This is a genomic window from Polyangium jinanense, assembly GCF_028435365.1.
Genome location: NZ_JAGTJJ010000093.1, coordinates 1 through 18,581, shown reverse-complemented (window position 1 = coordinate 18,581; position 18,581 = coordinate 1). Strand labels below are relative to the sequence as shown.

Sequence of the window (18,581 nt, the reverse complement as noted above, 5' to 3'; positions counted from 1 at the left end):
TCCGCCGTTCGAGACCGTGAAAAGGAGAGCGAGTCATGACGAGGATGTGTGACCTTTTGGCGCTCGCGGCGGCGGCGTTCGCGCTTTCATCGCCGGCTTCCGCGTTGGAGGCGGAGGAGCGCGAAGCCCCTGAAGAGGAATCGGTCGCGGAATTCGAGGCCGCCATCGAGGACTTCTCCTTGCTGTGGACCCGGGTGAGCTCCAGGGCGTGGAGCGACGCAAGGTTCAAGCAGGAGCTACTCGCAAACCCTGCGAGAGCACTCGAGACGCACTTCAACTTCAGGGTTCCGCGTGGCGCGAGTCTGGAGATCGTGGAGGGCCGACCCGGGCAGCCCGTCACATCCGAGCTGATGGTGACGATTCCGCGGAGGCCAGCGAGCGGCCCCGCTGTCGTTCCGGACTTGTTCGCCTCGTCCGAGCCGTGGGGCCGGGTGGTCACCAAGGCGTGGAGCGACGCAAGGTTCAAGCAGGAGCTACTCGCAAACCCTGCGAGGGCGCTCGCGACGCACTTCAACTACCGCGTTCCGCGTGGCGTGCGTCTGACGGTCGTGGAGGGCCGACCCGGGCAGCCCGCCGCATCTAGGCTGAAGGTGACGCTTCCGCCGACGCCCACCATCGGCCCTTATGGCATTCCGAGGGCGTTCTGTTAACCCCCCCTGCAGCCCGTAAAGCCGGGCCTTAGGGGCCCACAAAATCTCCTGGAGCACGCCCTCGTAGCTTTGGGTGCTCTGTCGTCATGTCGCAGAGCCGCTGAAATCGAAGGGAACGGCGTTCGGGACGAAACGCCGGTCGCTTGACCGGCGGAGGGGCCGTCCCATGTTCGCGCCAGGGCGAACGGACAGGCGACGTGGGGTGCCGCCGTTCGAGACCATGGAAAGAGAGCAAATCATGACGAGGAAGAGTGACCTTTTGGCGCTCGCGGCGGTGGCGCTCGCGCTTTCATCGACGGCTTCCGCTGCGGAGACGGAGGGGCGCGAAGCCCCCCAAGGGGGATCGGCCACGGAATCCGAGCCGGCCGAGGACTTCGCCGAGCTCTGGACCCAGGTGGTCACCAAGGCGTGGAGCGACGAGACGTTCAAGCAGGAGCTGCTCGCAGACCCTGCGAAGGCGCTCGAGACTCACTTCAACTATCAACTTCCGCCTGACGTGCAGCTGGAGATCGTGGACAGCCAGCCCAAGCAGCGTGCGGTATACAAGATTACGCTCCCGCCGAGGCCGGCGTACATGCGAGCGATAGAGCTCGGTACGTTTTGCTGAATGCCTACAGTCCGTAGAGCCGCGCCGGATTGTCCCACAGAATCTTCTGGAGCACGCCTGTGGGGAGCTTTTGTCCGAGCGGGCCAAGTTTCTCCGTGATGTCGCTGTCGTGATCGAGGTGGGGAAAGTCCGTCCCGAAGATCAGGTTGTCCTCTCCGAGAAATGAAATCACCTCCGGGAGGTAGGGCTCGTCGGGCTCGATGGCAATGAAGCATTGACGCCGGAAATACGCGGAAGGTTTTTCCCGGACGTTCTCCGCGACCTCGCCCGCAAGGTTTCGGTATTCGACCTCGTCGAGCCGCCACAACCAGTACGGCAGCCACCCGCAGCCGGCCTCCAGGAACGCGACGCGCAGCCCCGGATGCCGCTCCAGCACGCCCCCCTCCAGAAGCGCGAGGAACGCCATCATCTGTTCCATGGGATGCGAACAGGCATGCAGCGCAAAACGGGTTTCGAATCGATCCGCCCCCGCGGTGGGGACGCGCGCGTGCGCGCCCTCGTGGACGGCGACCGCCACATCGAGCCGCTCGCAAGCGGTCCAGAAAGGCTCATAGGCGGGATCACTCAGGAGCCGACCTTTCACCGGATTCGGCCGCAGCACCACCGCGGTCCACCCCCACGCCGCGACGCGCTCGAGATCCTCGACCATGGCCGCCGGGTCGTGGACGTTCACCACCCCGACGCCTCGGAGCCGCGCTGGATCGTGCGCGCAGAAATCGTGCAGCCAGCGATTGTATGCGCGGGTGAAGGCCCCAGCCAATGCGGGATCGATCGTGTCGATCCCGAGCAGGAAAAGCGCGATCGTCGGAAAGAGGAGGGCGATATCGACGTGGGATCGATCCATCGCCCGGAGCTGCGCGGCGGGGTCTCTCCCTGCCCATAACTCGGCGCTTCGTTGGGCCCCGACGGCGGTGACTTCGCGCTCGGCGCGCTCGGAGATCTTGTGATGGACGGGCTCCCCATTCAGCATCAGCCTGGGCATCCGCCCATCGCGACCGATATCCTCGTAGTACGGCGCGCGCTCGCGGAAGGGCTTCTCCAGGTAACGCTTCCACATGTCCGTCGGCTCGATCACGTGACGATCTGCATCAATCAGCATGTTCCCTCCTCAAGTCAAAAAAGGCACAGGATTGAGTTCCGCCTCGTGGAGGGCGCGATCCCGCCACCCCAGACGTACGGGCACGTCATAGAGGCGCCCGGGCCCGAAGCGCGGCCAGAAATGCCGGAGCCCCGGGACCGTCACCTGGACGACGCAAAGGCCGAGGTCGGGCCGGGTCTGGTCGAGCACGAGCGTCTCGAGCCCCGCGCGGGCCGCGAGATCCACGCACGAAAGGACGTCCGCGGCGAGGTCGTTCCCCTCGCGAAGGCGCGGGGCTTTTCCGCCCGTTCGGGGGAGCGTGTCCTCGGCGGGGATCAAAAAGCTCCGGTCTTCGAGCGTTCGTACGTCGAAGAGCGGGGGCAAACGGCCCGTGGGGTCGTACACCTGATTCAATTCGGTGAGCGCGCGCTGCGCGGCCACGTGGATGTCGAGGTGGCAGCCGAAGCCAGCGTAAAACTCTCCTTCTTCCTGCCCGGCCGCCAGCGCGACGAGAACCGGAATCCCGAGGTCGCTCGTGATGTCGAGGACCCAGGGCGGTCGGCCCAGCGAACGATACGTGGCCTCGAGCTCCTCGAAATAGGGGTCGTCGAAGCTCGTGATGTCGACCCCGGGGCGACGCAGCCGATTGTACCACCAAATGGCCACGGCGTCGCGCTCGACGAGCTCGAGGAAGCCGTGCAGGATGGCCTCCTCGAGGCAGTTGCCGGCGGCGTGGCCATTGGAGCTATACGCGCAGAAGCACTCCCCGGGGGCGACCGGGACCTGATCGTAACAATAGGCCGTCGGCAGGTATCGCCGCCGCTCGGTCGCGAGGGACCATACGGGCGTCCAGTCGATCTCGCGCCGTTCGTCGAAGGGCAGCGGTACATGCCATTTGCGGCTCCGCGCGGCCGTGTTCCAGGCGTCACGCGTCCGGTACTGGGATTCGCTGAAGCCCTGGAGATCGTGCGGGTGGACGCCCTCGTCGCAGAGCTCGGCCAGGCGAGCGCGGAGCGTGGGCTCGTCCCCCTGGAAAATGGCGCTCACTCGCTCGATTCCTTCGCAGAGCGCGCTCGTCCGCGCCTGCGCGGCGTTACGCCCCTTGCCGCCCGCCATGGCATGGAAGTCCCCCGGGCCCCGCGCTTCGACCGGCATCACGGGATAACGCGCCCCGTGGAGGAACCACGGCGGGCCCTCGCGCTCGGCGATGGGCTCGACGCTTCCGAGGACACCGGTCACGGGGCTGATCAAATGCCGATATCGCGCGAAGGTCTCCTCCGGGGAAATCACGCGGCTGCCGCCCTCCTGCGCGGCCAGGCGCACCCGGCGTTCGAGCGTCGGGGGTTCTGCGGCGCGCCGCCTCAGGAGATCCGGGTCTCCGCAGGTCGGGCATTGCGGGCGCCGCTGCACCGCGTGCTTCTCGAGCGCGAGGCGCCCGAAATCGAAGACGAGGACATGGTCTTCGATTTCGCGCCACGCGCCGCCGGCGACCCACCTCGCGATCACGAGCGCTCCGAGCTCGTGGGCCACGGAAAGGCCGAGAGGGCTCGCCGGGCGCGGGAGGGACGAACCGCCACGCGCGTCGGTCCGATGCAAGAACGTTTGCACGGGGCGATGCGCGCGGATCCGGGAGGCCAGACAATCCCAGCAGGGTCCCCCCGGGCGGAACATCGGCCCCATCCAGGGCGCTGCCCCGGACGGCTTCACGGGCATCCAGCAAAAACCTTCGGCGAGGGCCTGCCGATGGATGTTCGCGAGCTCGGGCGCGAGGTAATCGCCGACGAGGACGATCCGTAGCCGAGCCCCGGGCTCGACCCTCATCCCGGCCGCCTGGAGGGATTCACAGAAAATGGCCGAATCCACGCCCGCGAGCGCTTCGACCGTCACGGGCATTCCCGAGAGGCGCTCGGCCGCGACGTCTCCCGCGACCCCGAGCAAACGCCAGAAGGCGTCCTCGGCGGGAGGTGTGAGCGAGGCAGGGGCGAGGTAGCCGTTCTGCTCGAGCAGCGTGATCGTATAATATACCTCGGGCGCAGTGGCTTTTCCCCGCAGGGCCGCGATGATCTGCGCATTCGTGCGTACGCCGTCCAGGAAGGGCGCGACCAGCGCGTAAAGGCGCCCCCGCAGGATCGTTTCGTCGTGCTCCCCGAGGAGCGCAAGGCAATCCGGGCCGAGGAGCACCGGGCGAACGTGCGGTGCGAATCGCAAGACTCTGTTCATGTCGCACATCCATCGCAGATGGCTGACCAAAGGAAGTGGCCCGTGGGCCATTGGAAGGCGAGGGAGCTTAACAGAAATCGCGGCCCCCGCGAGAGCGGACGCACCTCTCTCGCCGAGGATGAGCTCCCCTGTTCCGGACGGCCGGCCATCGTACGCGACGATCGACACGCAGGAGCTTCGGCCGTAGCTCCATGGTTTTTCCGTGTTTGTCTACATGATATGTTTACGAAGGGGTCCCCTTCTCGCCGCGGAGGAGGAATACCTCGACGGGACGGTCGAGGCCCTCGACGGGCAACGCCCCGCCATGCGCGAGCGTGAAGGGCCCTTCGAGGAGCCGGGACGTGGTGCTGCTGAGGACGATGGTATCGGGGGCCGCGAGCGCGCTCAGGCGTGCGGCAATCGCGGGGGTGGTCCCGAGCGCGTGCGCCGGGCCGCGCATGTCGCGGTTGCCCGCGAGACCGGTATGCAGGCCGATTCGAACCTCGAGGCGGATCCCTCGTTCCGCCTCGAGCCGGGCGCTCTGGCTCTGCACCCTCGAAAGGAGCTCGAGCGCGGCGCGACCCGCGGAAACGGCGCCGTCTTTCGGCGCCGCATCGCTGCCGAAGTAGCTCAACACCTCGTCGCCGAGCGCGCCGGCGAAGCGCCCGTGGTGGCGGCGCACGAGGTCGGCGCAGCTCGCCTGCTCGCGGCTGATCAGCTCCTCGACCTCCTCGATATCCATGGCGTCGGGGCCCGGGCCGAGCGCGGTCAGGCCATAACAAAGGGCGGTGAGCTGCCGTCGATCGGCCTCGGAGGGCCGCTTCGACGGGACGAGCGCGAGGCCCCGGCCCGAGGCCCGGGGCCGCAAGGGCAGGGTCGTCTGCGACCGCTGGGCGCGCCGGGCCGCGGGCTCGAGGAAGGACTCTCGCCGCAGCCCGTTGACCTTGCAGGCCTGGAGCCTCCAGAAGAGTCCCTCGGCGTCGACGTTGCGCTCGCGGACGTCTTTGACGAGCGCCTCCCGCAGGAGCTCGCCGAGGGGGTGGCCCCAGAGCGGCCTGGGAATCGGGACGGGCGCGCTGCTCATCTGCTTGAGGAGGACCTCTTGCAAAGAGCCCCCCGTGATGGCCGGCTTGCCCGTGAGGCTCTCCAGGAAGACGAGCCCCCATGCATACAGGTCGGAGCGAGCGGTCGGCCGCATCGCCTTGATCTGCTCCGGCGCGGCGTATCCGGGCGTGCACACGACTTCATTGGTGGCGACCGTCTTGTTCGGGCTCGGCCCCGCCATCGCATCGACGAGCGCTCCAATGCCGAAATCGAGCACCATGGCGTTCCGCCGCGCGCCCGTCGGGACCACCATGATGTTCGCAGGTTTGATGTCCCGATGGACGACCCCTTGTGCGTGGGCGCAACAGAGCGCATCGAGGACCTGGAGCATGAGGTGCCTGGCCTCGCGCGGATCGAGGGCGCCCTCCCTGGCGAGGACGTCCGCGAGGTTCTCCCCCGGGACGAATTCGAACACGGTGTAGAGGAGCCCCTCGGGCGTATGGCCGGAGTCGATCAGGCGGACGATGTTGGGATGGTGGAGTCGGGCGCAAAGCCGTATCTCGCGCTGGAAGCGCGCGACGCGCCGGCTGTGGTCGCCCGCTATGCCGGAGCGCATGATCTTGATGGCGACGAGCTGGCCCGTCGCGACCTGGCGCGCCTGATAGACGGCGGCGAATCCTCCCTGGCCGAGCTTGGCTAGGATCTCGTAATGACCCTGGAACAACGAGCCAGCCCCGATCGTCGACCCGGGGACGCGCTCGACGAGCGTGAGCGACGGTTGCGGGGGCTGGACCTCGCGTTGGCTTGCGCTTACCCGCTTCGGAGTCACCTGCGAAGTATATGCCGCGCCTTGCAGGGTGGGATGCTCCAGGCGTGTCGAATACGACGGCCGCGCGTCATGAACAGGCCAAGGCCGACGAGGAAGAGGGCCGCGTGGCTGTGATCGTCGGCCCGGGCGCCCGGTACACTACAGTCGCAACTGCCCGCTTCGGACGTGGAGCTGCCGCCGCTGCCGGCCGCGCCGCCGCTACCGCCCGCCCCGCCGCTGCCGCCCGTGCCGCCGCTGCCGGCCGCGCCGCCGCTACCGCCGCCGCCACCGCTGCCGGCCGCGCCGCCGCTACCGCCGCTGCCGCCCGCGCCGCCGCTGCCGCCGCTGCCGCCCGCGCCGCCGCTGCCGCCCATGCCGCCGCTGCCGCCCGCGCCGCCACTTCCGCTCATGCACACGCCAGCGGAGCACGTCCCACCGCTGCATACCGTGCCATCCGCAGCGATGGCATCGGCAGGACAATCGTTCGTGGCGCCATCACAAGTCTCCGCCACGTCGCACTCGCCGGAGGAGGCGTGGCATTCGGTGCCCGTCGCGATCTTCGCGTCCATCGGACAATCCTTCGCGACGCCGTCGCAGCTCTCGGCGACATCGCACACACCTGCGCTCGCTCGGCACGACGTACCCGCCGCGAGGGGCGCGCAGGTTCCATCGACCGTCGCGCCCGCCGCCTTGCTACACGCCTGGCAATCGTTCGCGGCACCGCCGCCGCAGGCCTCGTTGCAGCAGACGCCGTCGACGCAGAATCCGGTCGCGCAATCGGCGGCCGTCGCGCAAGAACCCCCCTGGACGGTCCGGACGTCGAACATGTACGCGGCGCCGGAGTCGGCCCCCTTGTCGTCGTCCTGAAACGCCCCGGCGATTGCCGTGCCCCCCGAAAGACCGACCGAAGTACCGAGGCGGTCGTCCGCTGCCCCGTCGCTCGCCACGAGCTTCGCCTGCTCGGTCCAGGTCAAGCCGCTTCGCACGAAGAGGTAGGCCGCCCCGGAGCCCGTGGCCTGGGCGTCCCCGACCGCCGCGCCGAGCAGCGCCTTGTCCCCATCGAGGGCGACAGACCAGCCGACCTGATCATTGTTGTTCCCATCGCTCGCCTGGAGCTTCGCTTGCTGGTCCCACGTCCCGCCGCTCCGCTCGAACACGTACGCCGAGCCGGCGTAGCTCGCCAGCGCATCGTCCCCGGACGCGCCGATGAGCGCCGTGTCCGACGAGAGCGCCACCGCATGGCCGAACTTGTCGCTCTCGGTGCCATCCGCCGCCACGAGCTTCTTTTGCTGGGTCCATGTGGTGCCGCTTCGCACGAACACATAGGCCGCGCCTGCCTTGTTGGCCTTCCCGTTGTCATTTTCGGCCCCGATGAGCGCGGTTTCCCCGGACACGGCGACCGAAAAGCCAAACGCGGCGTAGTCATGGCCGTCGGCCGCTGCGAGCTTCGCTTGCTGCGTCCAGATGCCATCGTGCACGAAGACGTAGGCCGAGCCCGAATACGGGCCCATCGGGTTGTCGTTGTCCGCGCCGATCACCGCGGTGGTCCCGTCGATCGCGACCGATTTTCCGAAGAGGTCGGCCCCCGTCGCGCCATTCGCCACGAGCTTCGCCTGCTGCGTCCAGACCACGCCACTTCGCATGAACACGTACGCCGAGCCGCCGATCAGGTTGCTGTACGGCGCCCCGACGAGCGCCCGATCCCCGGAGAGCGCGACCGCATAGCCGAACCGGTCCCCGCCGATGCCGTCGTCCGGAACGAGCTTGGCCTGCTGCATCCAGACGCCGCCCGTCCGCACGTAGACGTACACGGCGCCCGAGGCATACCCCTTGTCGCTGTCCCAGGGCGCTCCCACGAGCGCGGTGTCCCCCGAGAGCGCGACCGCGAGGCCAAAAAAGTCGCCCGCGGCGCCGTCGCCAGCCACGAGCTTCGTCTGCTGCGTGATCAGCGGATCGATGACGACCGGATACACGGCCGCCGCGTCGTCGACGTGAATGGCGACGCGCCCGTCCTCGATCGAGAGCCACGCCGGAAGCGCTCTGCCCGTCGCATCTTTCGCATACAGATCCGAATACGTGAGCGCCTGGCCGCCCGCGCCGTCGAGGAGCGCGAGCGCGTCCGCGCGTCCATCGCGGTCCTCGTCCACGAGGGAAGGATGCAGATCGCCGCCGAGCTCGAGCGTGACGACCTTCGTCCCCGTGCAGGAGGGCGCCCGCGCCAGCGTGAACCCCTGCTCGAGCCCGAGGGGGCCATTCAGATACCACTCGTCGAGGCCCGGTCGGTCATAATGCACGCGGTTCCCCTCCGCCTCGGGCAGGGCCTCGCCGAGCGTTTGCACGGCGGATTCGCATCCGAGCCCCGTCGCGCGCATCGACAACATGAAGCCACCGTCCCGCGACGTCACCGACACGCCTCGGCGGTCGAGCACCGTCGAGAAACCTTGCGCCTCGTTGTCCGCGCGCACGACGCCGGGGGACGGCGATTCCGCAGCATATCGCGGCGACGCCCCGCGCTGCGTGGACTCGATGTACGCCGCGCAGAGCTCCTTCGATATCGTCGATGCGCTGCCGCCCGAGGGCGGCTCGAGGAGGCTCGACGTTTTGCCTTCGGGGGCCGGCTCGCCGCCGCACGCGGCCGTGGCAGCGCCGACGCCCAGGGCGAGGATGGAGCAGCGCCATCGAAGAGAATGCCTTCGCTCGTCTTTCATTGCATTTTCTCTTGGTTCGTGTATCGACCGCGTGCCCGACGTCCGAGAGCCGCCGCCGCGGCGCGAAGGGTAGCGGACCCTATATCGATTGCAATGCTGCTCGTCGAGATGCAATCGTCCCATGGCAACGAATACGCGGCCATTGCTCGATTCGGCGCGGGCCGTGCGCGGGCGGTGCCGAGCGTGCGCTCGTCCACGTCCCCCCTCGGGCAGGGCGTGGCCGAGGCGTAGGGACGTCCAGGGCCGTTCGCGCTACGCTCGGATTCGCATGCCGCCGCGGCCCGAAAAGACGCGAACATCTCGGGACGGAGGCGCCAGCCGATTCGTCGGACGGGAGAGCGCCCTGGAAAAGATCGCCGAGGCGCTCGCGCGGGGTCGCCTCGTCGAGCTCATCGGGCCGCCGGGCGTCGGCAAGACCCGGCTCGCCACGGAGTTCGCGAAGCGGTCGCCGCGCCTCTCCGTGCTCCGGTTCTGCGACCTCACGGAAGCAGCTTCGCTCAGCGCTTTCCTCTTCCAGGTCGCGCGCTCCCTCGGCGTGCCGGTACCGCTCGACATCTCCCCGGACGAGCTCGCGCGGCGCGTGCGAGAGCGGGTCTTTTCGGACGACGCCATGCTCCTCGTGCTCGACAACTTCGAGCAGCTCCCCGCTTCGGCCGACGCGGCGCTCGCGGCGTGGTTCGAGGGCGAGGGCCCGGGGGCGCGTGTGCTCGTCACGTCGAGGCGGCGCCTCGCCGGCGCGCCTGCCACGACCCTCAGCCTTGCGCCGCTCTCGACCGAGCGCCGCTCGGGCGAGCCATGGTCCGAAGCGGCGGAGCTGCTCGTGGCGCGGGGCTCGGCCTTCGCGGGCGGGTCGTTTGATCCGCAGGAAGACCGCGCGACGATGGAAGACCTCGCCCGTGAACTCGATGGCCTGCCCCTCGCGCTCGAGCTCGCGGCGTCGCGCTTCCGCGTGCTCGCGCCGAAGCAGGTGCTCGCGCGCCTCTCCCAGCGCTTCCGCATGCTCCGGCGGCCCGACGGGACGATCGCCCGGGCGAACCTCCGCGAGAGCATCGAGATGTCCTACGTGATGCTCGCCCCGCCGGAGCAGGAGGCGTTCCTCGCGAGCTCCGTGTTCCGCGGCGGCTTTTCCCTCGACGCCGCCGACGCCGTGCTCGGCGAGGAAGGCGGCCCGTGGCCGCTCGACCTGCTCGAATCGCTGCTCGACCAGTCGATGCTGACGGTCGATCAGGATCCCCACGAGCGCCGCTACGATCTCTTGATCTGCATCCGCGAGTTCGCCGAGAGCGAGCTCGCGCAGAGGGGAGGGGGCGCGGCGCGCGCGGCCGAGCGGCATGCCCGCTACTACGTGGGCCTCGGCGAGCGACTCGTCGGCTGCACCGATGCCGGCTCGCGCCGCGCCCTCGAACGCGAGCGGGAGAACCTCACCGCGATCGTCCATCGCCGCGGGCTTTTGGGGGCCGACCTCGCGCTCCGCGCGGCTCTCGTGCTCGCCGCGCCCGCGTCCGGACTGCCCTACATCACCGTCGAGGAGCTGCTCGGCGGCGCGCTGGGCGACGACGAGGGCGAAGGCGCGTCGCCTGCGCTCGTGGGGCGCGCGCTCCTTTCGCGTGGCACGGTCCGCCGCTTCCTCGGCCGGCTGCCGGAGTCGGCGGCCGACCTCGAGCGGGCGCGCGGGATCGGCGCGTCGATCGGCGACCACACGCTGCTCGCCGAGGCGTTCGCGGGCCTCGGCAACACGGTGGCGGGCGTCGGGGACTGGGGGCGCGCGCGTGCGTTCTTCGAGCGCGCGCTCGAGGCGTGCGCCGAGCCGAGGCTCCGCGCGCGGCTGCTCGCGATGCTGGCGAACAGCTTCGGCGGAACCGACGAGTACGACCGTGCGATCCCGCTCTTTCGTCAGAGCATCGCGGAGACCGATCGTGCCGGCGACGAGAGCGCCTCGGCCACGGCGCGCCTCGCGCTCGGGGTGATCCTGCTCGCTGCGGGTGATTTCGACGAGGCATCGCGCCTCCTCGGCGATGCGCTCGAAGCCCTCACGCGCATCGGCTCGCCGCATTGGGAGGGGATCACGCTCTCGTACCTTGCGCGCTGCAAGCAGGAGACGGGCGATCTGCCCGCGGCGCTCACGCTGTACTCCGACGCCTTGGCCCGCCTCGACGCGGCCGGCGTGCGGCGCGCCCAGGCCGTCGCCTTCTACCAGTTCGCGACCGCGCTCATCGAGGCGGGTGAGCTCTCCGCCGCCGCCAAGCACTTGCGCACCGCGTTGCCCCTCGCGCGCGAGAACTGCGGCGAATACGAGGGCGTGATCCTCGCCGCTCAGGGCGTGGTCGCGGCGCGGCGCGGCGCGGCCGGCGACGCGGCGATGCTCTACCGGCGCGCCGAAGCGTCGCTCTCCGCGTACCCCAAGCCGATGTTCCTCGCCGCGGTGCGCGTGCTGCTCGGCGACGAGCCTCCTGCCGCGTTTGCCTCGTGCTCGGAGGTGCGCCTCGCCCTGCGTTTACGCAGCCCGGTCCCGGCGCCGCGCACCGCGCCTCCGCTCCTCATCGCGCGTGACGGGAGCTGGTTCCGCGCGCCTGGCAGCGACGCATCCATCCCGCTCGAGCGACGCAAGGCCCTCCGCGGCGTGCTGCGGGCCCTTTTGCGGCAACGAGAGGAGCGCCCCGGCGAGGCCGCCACGGTCGCGGCGCTCGTCGAGGCGGGTTGGCCTGGCGAACGGATCCTTGCCTCCGCCGGCACCGAGCGCGTCTACGCCGCCGTGGCCACGCTACGTCGCCTGGGCCTGCAGGGCGTGATCCAGCAGAAGGCGGGCGGGTACCTCCTTTCGCCGGAGATCCCGGTCGTCTTGAGCTGATTTTCTGCTGGAACGAGGCCTTTCAACAAACTTTCAACCCGAGACCCCGCGCGTCAGGGCCATCTTCCTCGTGCAGGCTTAACGACGAGGTCATGACCATGATTCGCAAGCTTATTTTCGCCACGATCGGATGTGGAATGGCGCTCCTCGCGGGGTGCTCGGAGGACGTCCCGGCCCCGCCGGACAACAGCACCGGCGGCTCGGGCGGTGCGGGCGGCGCGGGCGGCTCGGGCGGGCAGGGCGGCTGCCCTACGCTCGACGTCTCGCTCACGCAGATCTACCGCTTCACGGACGCCTACTTCTCCGTGGCGGCCGACGTCTCGCCCGCGGCTCCCGACGCGTACCGCACGCAGGCCGTCCTCGAGATCTACAACGAGTGGACGACCCCGGACTTGCCTCCGCTCGCGACGGGCACCTTCGATCTCGCGGCGGCGCCGAACGACCACTACGGGAGCTGCCAGCACTGCGTCACCGTGATCACGCCGGACTCCAGCGAGATGCCGACGCGCACATTCTTCCAGACGGGCGGCACGATCGAGCTCACGAAGCTCGATCCGAACGATCCGAGCATCGCCGCCGGCAAGATCACGAACGTCACGCTCTCCGAGGTCACGCGGAAGGAAGACGGCACGTGGGAGCCCGTGCCGGAGGGCGGCTGCTTCGTGATCCCCTCGTGGTCGTTCGACACGACACCCGTCGACGGTATCCCGTGCGAGAAGGCCGAGGACTGCGGCAACACCCAGCGTCAGGTCTGCTCGCCCAAGACGAACACCTGCGCGCCCTACGAGTGTCTCTTCACGTATGACGTCGTGTGCCCCGACGGCGAGCTGTGCCTCGCGCAGGTGCCCAGCGAGAACTCGATCGGGGCTTGTTACAAGGCGTGCACGCCGTTCACCTCGGGCGCCTGCCCCGCGGATGCCGAGTGCATCGCGACCGACCCCGTCCAGAACTACGGCGTCTGCCGGCCGACGGGCAAAGGCGCGCCCGGCGAGGCGTGCAGCGAGCCCGACATCTCCACGGGCTGCGAGACGGGCAGCCTGTGCGCGGGCGTGCCCGCCACGTGCGAGAAGACCTGCGCGTGGCTCACGCCGGATCCCGGATGCCCCGAGGGACGTGTGTGCGGTATGTCGAACGTGTGCCTTTCGCCCGCGAGCGGCGATCCGGCGCCGATCGACGGCGCGTGCCAGCCGAGCTGGGTGCCGTATCGGAGCTGCGGCTCCGACGGCGAGGCGTTCCGCGGCCTCTGCCTGAGCCTCTACCCCGAGGAGCCGATCGAGCATTGCGAGCACATCTGCCGCATGCCCGACGGCGACTGCCCGGCGGGCGAGTACTGCGCGGGCATCTTCTCCAACACGGACGTCGGCATTTGCTGGACGATCCCGGTCTGCGGCGACGGCGTGCTCGACCCGCTCAACGAGATCTGCGACGACGGCAACACCGCGTCGGGCGACGGATGCTCGGGCGACTGCGACGTGGCCGAGTTCGACGTGCTCTGCAACGTCGCCGAGCCGCTCGCGCTCGACGTCGACATCCAGAGCACGACGGAAGGCGCGCCCACCGGGTATGGCGGGAGCTGCGAGCTCTACATCGTCGTGCCCTCGAAGACGTTCACCTTCGACGTCCCGGGGCCGGGCCGGCTCTCCTTCGACCTCACGTCGAACGAGGACCTCGATCTGCTCCTGCTCGGCGATTGCGCCGATCCGAGCGGCAGCGAGCTCGCCTGCAAGAGCACGTCCGCGGCCACCGAGGAGCTCGATTTCGATTTCGCAACGAAGCCGAATGGTCCCGTGATGCTCGTCGTTCGTGGCAATACGATGAAGGACGCGGGGCCGTTCACGCTGCGCGCGAGTTTCACGCCGGCGGTCTGCGGCGATGGCGTCGCCGTCGGGCCCGAGGTCTGCGATGACGGCAATACGATGCAGGGCGATGGCTTCTGCTCGGCCGATTGCCTGAGCCCCGACTGGCCCACGGTCTGCGCAGGTCTCCCGATGCTCTCCACGTCGTCGCCCAACGTCGGCGACACGGCGAGCGCGCCGAATTTGAACAACACCGACGGGTATTGCACGTTCACCACCGGCGGCGAGGTGACGTACCGCTATGTCGCGCCGAAGGACGGGACGCTGACGCTGCACCTCGACGAGACGAATGCGAATTATGCCGTCTACGTGCTCGACGGCTGCGGGACGGCGACGGAGGCCAAGCTCCTCTCGTGCTCGAATTACGGCTGGCCCCCGGAGAGCGCTGAGGACATCGCATTGCCTCTCACCGCGGGGAAAGAGGTGACCGTCGTCGTCGACACGGCTTCGCCGAGCAAGGGGGGGCCCTTCAGCCTCGAGGCGACTTTCCAGTGACGTCTTGAGAACCGCGCGGGATCCGGGGGTGCGTCTCCGTGACCGCCCCCGCTTCCGTTCCCGTAGAGGTTGAGCGGCCATGCGCGAGTGCAGCATGACGGGACCCTCAGGGATCCTCGAGCCGCAGACATGGAAAACGGCGCGGGCCGCGGCTGCTCTTGCGAGCTGCCGCGGCCCGCGCCGCACGTCATGCTTTTTCGATCAGTATCGGCCGCCGCCGCGACCACCGCGACCACCGCCGCCGCCGTAGCCGCCACCACCACCGCCGTAGCCGCCGCCACCGCCGCCGCCCGTGCGCGGGGGACGCTCTTGCGCCTCGTTGACCTTGAGCGCGCGCCCGTCGAGCATGAGCCCGTTGAGCTGAGAGATCGCGTTGAGGGCCTCGTGCGCGTTCCCCATCGTGACGAAGGCGAAGCCGCGGGGTTGCCCGGTCTCGCGATCGATCGGCATCGCGACCTCGCGAACCGTGCCGGCCGCGGCAAAGGCGCTCTCGAGCGAGGCCTGGGTGGTGTTGTACGAGAGGTTTCCGACGTAGAGACGATTTCCCATGGGGTTTTCCTGTGGCTTCTCAAAGCGTCCAGGAGGACGCCATCACACCGACCGTTCGAAGAAGCCGCATCAAAGGCGAACGGGGTGTGCTGAGACGCGCGAAGCACCCAACTTGGGAACGTCGCTCGCCGCGGCGCACGTTTGCGTCATCCAGTCTTCCGAGCGAGCCGCATTCTGGAAGAGGAGCGACGTGCCGAGAGCGAGCCAGAAACGTTTGCGTGTCGGCCGATTACTTACCTCGTCGGCCGACCTTTGGCAAGGTGAAAGATGCTCGTCGCCCAAGATCATCCAGAGCGGCGTGCGTTCGCCCGAGCAGGCGGGCGAGACGGAAGAGCGCGGGCAGTGTGTCGAGGGCTTCACAACACACCCAATGCAGCCGGGCCCGCGCCCCTGCAGAATCCACGTCGCTTGCACGAAAACGCGACCGCTCGATCACATTCCACGCGCATGAAGCCGTATTCGATGATCCCGCAGCAGAGGAGCTCCTCGACCTCGCGCACGACGAATCGCGGCGCCCCCCGATCGCATCCACCCGCTTGCCGCGACCACCCGTTCTCCGAAATGCGAACAGAGGCCTCGCGCGCCGCGGCGACGAGCGCCTGCGCGCGCCGCTGCTGGGGCATTTTCCTCGCGGAGCCGGGTTCTGCGCCGGCCTCTCGCCGGGAATGGTGAACGCGAACAGGGGGAAAGCGTCGACGGCCGAGATCCCGCTCTACGATCCGGTCCGCGCGGCGTGCATGCCAGAGCGCACCTGGGACGAGAGCCCGCGCAAGCGAAGGCGCGAGGAGCGCACGTCCTCGGGGGCGCCACGCCGACGCGCAAACGAAAAGGAGATAGCTTTCCATGAACCGTGAACGACGAAGCTTCGGGCCGTGGCTGCACCGCATTCTCGGCGCGGCCATGGCCGCCATGGTGGTCGCTTGCGGCGCCGAGGCCGCGCCCGGCGAGAGCGTGGACGTGCCGGCGAGCGCACCTCTGCAGGCGGCGCCGGGGGCCTCCAGGCCGACGCCGAAGGACCTGCGTGCGGCCTACATCGCGTCCGTGCAGCGGGAAGCATCCACGCGTTATGCCGCCGTGGCGCTCGCGTCTGGGCTCATGCGCGCGGACAACGAGGCGCAAGCGTTCGTGACCACGTTCGACGGCGCGGAGGTATCCCTTGCATCACACGACGGGGCGTGGACGTTCGGGATGCACACCGGGGCCCTGGGCTGCGAGGGCCAGGTGGCGGAGCTCGGCGCGGCGGAGCTCACGCGGGAGGGCAACCGGATCCGTCAGGTGCGCGGTGGCCTGGAGGAATGGTACGTGAACGGGCCATTGGGGCTCGAGCAGGGATTCGTCCTTCGGGAAGCCCCTGCGTGCGCCGGGACGAAGATCGTGCGCATCGAGCTCGCGGGGACATTGCAGGCGGCGCTCGTGGACGAGGATGGCGACGGTCGCGGGGACGCCCTCGCGCTACGGGATGCGGAGGGGCACACGGCGCTGCGGTACGCGGACCTGTACGTGAAGGACGCTGCGGGCAAGGAGCTTGGGGCCTGGCTCTCGCTCGAGCCAGGGAGGGTCGCGATCCATGTGGATGATGCGGGGGCGGTGTATCCGGTGGAGATCGACCCGCTGATCATGACCCAGCAGGCGAAGCTCGTGGCGGGCGACGCGGCTTCGGACGACATCTTCGGCTATTCGGTCGCGCTCTCGGGAGACACGGCGCTCATGGGGGCGTACCGAGATGACGACAAGGGCTTCCAGGCCGGCTCGGCCTATGTGTTCGTACGCAGCGGTGGCGTCTGGACCCAGCAGGCGAAGCTCCTGGCGAACGACGGGGCGTTCGGCGACGAGTTCGGCTCGGCGGTCGCTCTCTCGGGCGACACGGCGCTCGTGGGTGCGCGGAGCGACGACGCGCGCGCCGGCTCGGCCTACGTGTTCGTACGCAGCGGCGGCGTCTGGTCCCAGCAGGCGAAGCTCGTGGCGAACGACGCGGCTGCGGACGACGGTAGCGGCACTTCGGTCGCGCTCTCGGGTGACATCGCGCTCGTGGGTGCGCCTTACGACGATGGCACGGGCTCGGCCCATGTGTTCGTGCGGAGCGGTGGAATCTGGACCCAGCAAGCGACGCTTCTGGCGAACGACGGGGCGGCACAAGACGGTTTCGGCACCTCGGTCGCGCTCTCGGGGAACATGGCCCTCGTGGGGGTGCCTTACGACGACGACAAGGGCTTGGGTTCCGGCTCGACCTACGTGTTCGTGCAGAGCGGCGGCGCCTGGGCAGAGCAGGCGAAGCTCGTGGCGGACGACGGGGCGGCGGCCGATCATTTCGGCATTTCGGTTGCGCTCTCGGGGGACATGGCGCTCATCGGGGCGTCGCAGGATGACGACCAGGGTTCGGGTTCCGGCTCGGCCTACGTGTTCGCGCAGAGCGGCGGCGCCTGGACCCAGCAGGCGAAGCTCGTGGCGAATGACGGGTCGGATTACGACGAGTTCGGCTATTCGGTCGCGCTCTCGGGAGACACGGCGCTCGTGGGGATGCCGTACGGACTCACCGGCGAGGCCTCCGGCTCGGCCTACGTGTTCGTGCAGAGCGGCGGCGCCTGGACCCAGCAGGCGAAGCTCGTGGCGAACGACGGGTCGGCCGGGGACGAGTTCGGCTCTTCGGTCGCGCTCTCGGGAGACACGGCGCTCGTGGCGGCCCCTTATGACGCCAACAGGGGCTCGGCCTACGTTTTCGTCCCGCCGCTGGCGAGCCAGGGCAGTCCCTGCACGACCGGCGCAGAATGCGCGAGCGGCTTCTGCGTGGATGGGGTCTGCTGCGCCACGGCATGCGGCGGAGGCGCGATGGGAGATTGCCAGGCATGCAGCGTGGCCGCAGGCGCGGCGGTGGACGGGATTTGCGCGCCGCTTCCGGTTGACACGGTTTGCCGCGCTCTGGCTGGCGCATGCGACGTGGCCGAGTCCTGTGACGGGCAAAGCGTGAACTGCCCGGCGGACGGCTCCGCACCTGATGGTACCCCCTGCGCAACCGGCACGTGCGAAGGCGGCGCCTGCATGGGCGGCGCAGGCGGCGCAGGCGGCGCGGGCGGTGCAGGCGGCGTGGGCGGCGCAGGCGGTGCAGGCGGCGCAGGCGGCGCAGGCGGCATGGGCGGCGCGGGCGGTGCCGGCGGCGCAGGCGGCGCAGGCGGTGCAGGCGGCATGGGCGGCGCAGGCGGCGCAGGCGGCGCAGGCGGCATGGGCGGCGCGGGCGGGGCCAATGCCACCGGCACGGGCGGCGGCGGCACCTCCGAGGACGGCGGCTGTGGGTGCCGGACGGCGCCGCGAACAGGGAGCGCGTCCGCGCTGACGGTGCTGACGCTCGGGCTCCTCTTCGCATGGCGACGGCGCGTCCGGCGCGCGTAAATCTCCACGAACCGGCCTCGTCCTCCGCCCGCGATCACCCCTCCTGAGCATGGGTCTCATCTGGGAGGCGCTGCGCTGGGGCGTTGCCCCAGGCCCCAGCAGGGGCTGTCCGCCCCTGCACCCGGACCAGCCAGGGGCTGGACCCAGGACGATGAACTGCGCGGTGCGCAGTTCATCGCAGCGTCTTTCACCCCCTCTCCGCCGCGCGTGCAGGTCCCTCGGCCTCCGTCATCGGTCTTCGACCCCGTTCCCGCAGGTCCCGGGACCTCCCGGATCGGTGTGGGAACCCGTCCACGCAGGTCCCGGGACCTCCCGGATCGATGTTGCACTCCGTTCGCGCAGGTCCCGGGGACCT

At 69.5% G+C, this 18,581-nt stretch carries 11 protein-coding genes; 6 read left to right on the top strand and 5 right to left on the bottom strand.

Going from position 1 to position 18,581, the window contains the following annotated elements; genetic code table 11:
• Nucleotides 1-56: 56 nt before the first annotated feature.
• Both KEG57_RS51840 and KEG57_RS51835 read left to right on the top strand, forming a co-directional pair.
• Nucleotides 57-650 (top strand): hypothetical protein, encoded by a 594-nt coding sequence (locus tag KEG57_RS51840; RefSeq protein ID WP_272428612.1) that lies wholly within the window; start codon nucleotides 57-59, stop codon nucleotides 648-650.
• 238 nt (nucleotides 651-888) lie between these two features.
• Nucleotides 889-1,257 carry a hypothetical protein gene (locus KEG57_RS51835; protein WP_272428614.1) on the top strand — a complete coding sequence of 123 codons (369 nt, stop codon included), beginning with the start codon at nucleotides 889-891 and terminating at the stop codon, nucleotides 1,255-1,257.
• A 4-nt stretch (nucleotides 1,258-1,261) separates the two neighbouring features.
• Here the strand turns inward: KEG57_RS51835 and KEG57_RS51830 are convergent, their stop codons facing one another.
• The 4 genes from KEG57_RS51830 to KEG57_RS51815 form a co-directional block, all read right to left on the bottom strand.
• Complete coding sequence (locus KEG57_RS51830) at nucleotides 1,262-2,356, bottom strand: amidohydrolase family protein (protein ID WP_272428616.1); 1,095 nt, start codon at nucleotides 2,354-2,356, stop codon at nucleotides 1,262-1,264.
• A gap of 9 nt (nucleotides 2,357-2,365) precedes the next feature.
• Nucleotides 2,366-4,555 carry a TOMM precursor leader peptide-binding protein gene (locus tag KEG57_RS51825; protein ID WP_272428618.1) on the bottom strand — a complete coding sequence of 730 codons (2,190 nt, stop codon included), beginning with the start codon at nucleotides 4,553-4,555 and terminating at the stop codon, nucleotides 2,366-2,368.
• Between the two features lie 223 nt (nucleotides 4,556-4,778).
• The gene (locus KEG57_RS51820; protein ID WP_272428620.1) at nucleotides 4,779-6,407 is read right to left on the bottom strand and encodes a protein kinase domain-containing protein; all 1,629 of its coding nucleotides are present in this window, start codon (nucleotides 6,405-6,407) and stop codon (nucleotides 4,779-4,781) included.
• A complete protein-coding gene (locus tag KEG57_RS51815; protein ID WP_272459976.1) occupies nucleotides 6,404-9,094 on the bottom strand; it encodes a hypothetical protein in 2,691 nt (896 codons plus the stop codon). Before KEG57_RS51815 ends, KEG57_RS51820 begins: the two co-directional genes overlap by 4 nt.
• A 93-nt stretch (nucleotides 9,095-9,187) precedes the next feature.
• Between KEG57_RS51815 and KEG57_RS51810 the strand changes: the two genes are divergently transcribed.
• From KEG57_RS51810 to KEG57_RS51800, 3 genes are all read left to right on the top strand, one after another.
• Nucleotides 9,188-9,325, top strand: a complete 138-nt coding sequence (locus tag KEG57_RS51810) for a hypothetical protein (RefSeq protein WP_272428979.1) — start codon at nucleotides 9,188-9,190, stop codon at nucleotides 9,323-9,325.
• 37 nt (nucleotides 9,326-9,362) lie between these two features.
• Nucleotides 9,363-11,942, top strand: a complete 2,580-nt coding sequence (locus KEG57_RS51805) for an ATP-binding protein (protein WP_272459975.1) — start codon at nucleotides 9,363-9,365, stop codon at nucleotides 11,940-11,942.
• Nucleotides 11,943-12,040: 98 nt separating this feature from the next.
• Nucleotides 12,041-14,293, top strand: coding sequence for a DUF4215 domain-containing protein (locus KEG57_RS51800; protein ID WP_272428983.1), 2,253 nt, complete (start codon nucleotides 12,041-12,043; stop codon nucleotides 14,291-14,293).
• A 201-nt stretch (nucleotides 14,294-14,494) separates the two neighbouring features.
• On the opposite strand, the gene KEG57_RS51795 is transcribed toward KEG57_RS51800, so the two are convergent.
• Entirely contained in the window at nucleotides 14,495-14,842 is a 348-nt protein-coding gene (locus KEG57_RS51795) for an RNA recognition motif domain-containing protein (RefSeq protein WP_272459974.1), read from the bottom strand.
• An 843-nt stretch (nucleotides 14,843-15,685) separates the two neighbouring features.
• On the opposite strand from KEG57_RS51795, the gene KEG57_RS51790 reads away from it, so the two are divergent.
• A complete protein-coding gene (locus tag KEG57_RS51790) occupies nucleotides 15,686-18,226 on the top strand; it encodes an MYXO-CTERM sorting domain-containing protein (RefSeq protein ID WP_272428985.1) in 2,541 nt (846 codons plus the stop codon).
• Nucleotides 18,227-18,581 lie beyond the last annotated feature (355 nt).

Excerpts from the sequence above, each read along its gene's own strand:
- KEG57_RS51815 (WP_272459976.1), bottom strand. The coding sequence starts at position 9,094 with ATGAAAGACGAGCGAAGGCATTCTCTTCGATGGCGCTGCTCCATCCTC.
- KEG57_RS51805 (WP_272459975.1), top strand. The coding sequence starts at position 9,363 with ATGCCGCCGCGGCCCGAAAAGACGCGAACATCTCGGGACGGAGGCGCC.
- KEG57_RS51790 (WP_272428985.1), top strand. The coding sequence starts at position 15,686 with ATGAACCGTGAACGACGAAGCTTCGGGCCGTGGCTGCACCGCATTCTC.
- KEG57_RS51795 (WP_272459974.1), bottom strand. The coding sequence starts at position 14,842 with ATGGGAAATCGTCTCTACGTCGGAAACCTCTCGTACAACACCACCCAG.
- KEG57_RS51835 (WP_272428614.1), top strand. The coding sequence starts at position 889 with ATGACGAGGAAGAGTGACCTTTTGGCGCTCGCGGCGGTGGCGCTCGCG.
- KEG57_RS51830 (WP_272428616.1), bottom strand. The coding sequence starts at position 2,356 with ATGCTGATTGATGCAGATCGTCACGTGATCGAGCCGACGGACATGTGG.
- KEG57_RS51800 (WP_272428983.1), top strand. The coding sequence starts at position 12,041 with ATGATTCGCAAGCTTATTTTCGCCACGATCGGATGTGGAATGGCGCTC.
- KEG57_RS51810 (WP_272428979.1), top strand. The coding sequence starts at position 9,188 with ATGCTGCTCGTCGAGATGCAATCGTCCCATGGCAACGAATACGCGGCC.
- KEG57_RS51825 (WP_272428618.1), bottom strand. The coding sequence starts at position 4,555 with ATGAACAGAGTCTTGCGATTCGCACCGCACGTTCGCCCGGTGCTCCTC.